Annotated in this window: 3 protein-coding genes; all 3 read right to left on the minus strand. The window is 67.3% G+C overall.

Features of this window, described 5'->3' with window-relative positions:
- On the minus strand, window positions 1–374 hold a 374-nt coding region (locus RT567_RS16495), incomplete at its 3' end, for a LysM peptidoglycan-binding domain-containing protein (RefSeq protein ID WP_313577279.1).
- The gene (locus RT567_RS16500) at window positions 375–1085 is read right to left on the minus strand and encodes a response regulator transcription factor (protein WP_313577280.1); all 711 of its coding nucleotides are present in this window, start codon (window positions 1083–1085) and stop codon (window positions 375–377) included.
- Window positions 1086–1168: 83 nt separating this feature from the next.
- The coding region (locus RT567_RS16505) for a LysR substrate-binding domain-containing protein (RefSeq protein WP_313577281.1) at window positions 1169–1750 on the minus strand (582 nt) is incomplete at its 5' end.

Consider the following 1750-nt stretch of genomic DNA (forward strand, 5'->3'; position numbering starts at 1 on the left):
GACCGGCCGTCCTGGTTCAGGGTCGCGGCGCCGCGGAAACCGGCGATGCGCGCCTCGTCAGGATCGGCGCGCAGCAGATCGACCGGCAGGGCCAGTGTGCGGCCGATGGACAGGCGGCGCGGATCGGCGACCCGGTTCTCGCGCTGGACCCGGCGATAATCGAGCGGCCGGTTCATATAGGCAGTCGCTAGATCGATCAGGGTGTCGCCGCGCTGGACCACATAGTCGAGCGTTTCAGCGGCTGCGGAAGACGCCGTGCGGGGCGGGGGCGGGGCGGCCGAAGTCTGTGCAGCGGCGCTTCCTGCGGCCAGCATCGCTGCAACCGCCACAGCCGCAGACCAATCCGTCTTCATTACCGCCACCTGCGTCTTCATTCAGGCGTCAGGGTCGGGTTCTGCACCCGCGACGCGCTCAAGGCGGTATCCGTAGCTGTAAATGGGGGTCAGGCGGAAGCCTCGCTCGGGCCGCAGCTCCAGCTTGTTGCGGATGCGCGAGATATGCATGTCCAGCGAGCGGCTGTTCAGGTCCGGCTCATTGCCCCACACCGTCTCAAGAATATAGGTCCGCGACAGCGCCCGATGCAGGTTGCGGAACAGCAGCAGCGCCAGGGCGTATTCCTTGGCCGTCAGGGCGACAGGCTGGCCGTCGCGGGTCACGGACCCGGCGGACTCGTGGAAGGACAAGCCGTCATAGACCTCGACGCCCGGCGTCGTCGGCTGGGCGTAGGCGCGGCGGATCAGGGCGTTGATCCGCGCCGCCAGAACCGGCTTGGACAGCGGCTTGGGCAGGTAGTCGTCGGCCCCGGCGTCCAGGCCTGCGACCACGTCTTCATCCTCGGCGCGACTGGTGACCAGCAACATCGGCGGGGCGGGCTTCAGATTGGTGCGCGCCCAGGCCAGCACTTCCAGACCCGAACGGTCCGGCAGGTTCCAGTCGACGATCAGCATGTCGAAGGTGTCTTTTCGCAGGGCGGAGATCAGCGCCTGGCCACGGGAAAACAGAATGGCGCGATACCCGGCGTCGTGAACGACCTCGGAGACGAATTCCAACTGGACGGGATCGTCATCTAATATCGCGATCTTCATACTTGCTACGCAGCTCCGGGGAGAACGCTGGAGTCATAGCCCCGGATGCTCAGCTTTAGAGCAATGTAAAATGTAAAATATGGTCACCCAGCGGCGCGTCTTGGCGGGAGTGCGGGCGTGGGCGACAGGCGCGAGGCCTGGTCCCGGCACAGGGCCTTGATCCAGCGGCGAACCGTCTTCAACCGCGCCGTGCCGTGGACCTCGCGGTGGGTGCTGAGCCAGAAGCGGCGCTCGATCAGCACGTCATCCGCCAGAACCCGTGTCAGCCCCTCGGCCAGGAAGCAGGGCAGGACGCCGATGCCGCCGCCCGCCGCCACCATGTCCCGCTGGGCCCGGATCGAGGATGAGGCCAGGCGCGGGCGCAGGTGCGGACGGATCTCGTCCAGATAATGTAACTCGGGCGCATAGATCAGATCGTCGACGTATCCGACCATGTCGAAGCGGCTCAGGTCGTCGATGCTGGCGGGCGCGCCGTGGCGCTCCAGATGCGCGGGCGAGGCGTAGAGCGCCAATTGATAGGTCGTCAGCGGCTCGACGATCAGGCGCGGCCCGGCGGCGGGGCTGAGGGTGATGGCCATGTCCACCTCGCGGCGGCTGGGCGACAGGAAGCCGGAACTGGCCGCCAGCTCGACGTTCAGGCCCGGGTGCGCCGCCAGCAGGCCGGG

Source organism: Brevundimonas sp., assembly GCF_032107865.1.
GTDB lineage: Bacteria > Pseudomonadota > Alphaproteobacteria > Caulobacterales > Caulobacteraceae > Brevundimonas.

Excerpts from the sequence above, each read along its gene's own strand:
- RT567_RS16500 (WP_313577280.1), bottom strand. The coding sequence starts at position 1,085 with ATGAAGATCGCGATATTAGATGACGATCCCGTCCAGTTGGAATTCGTC.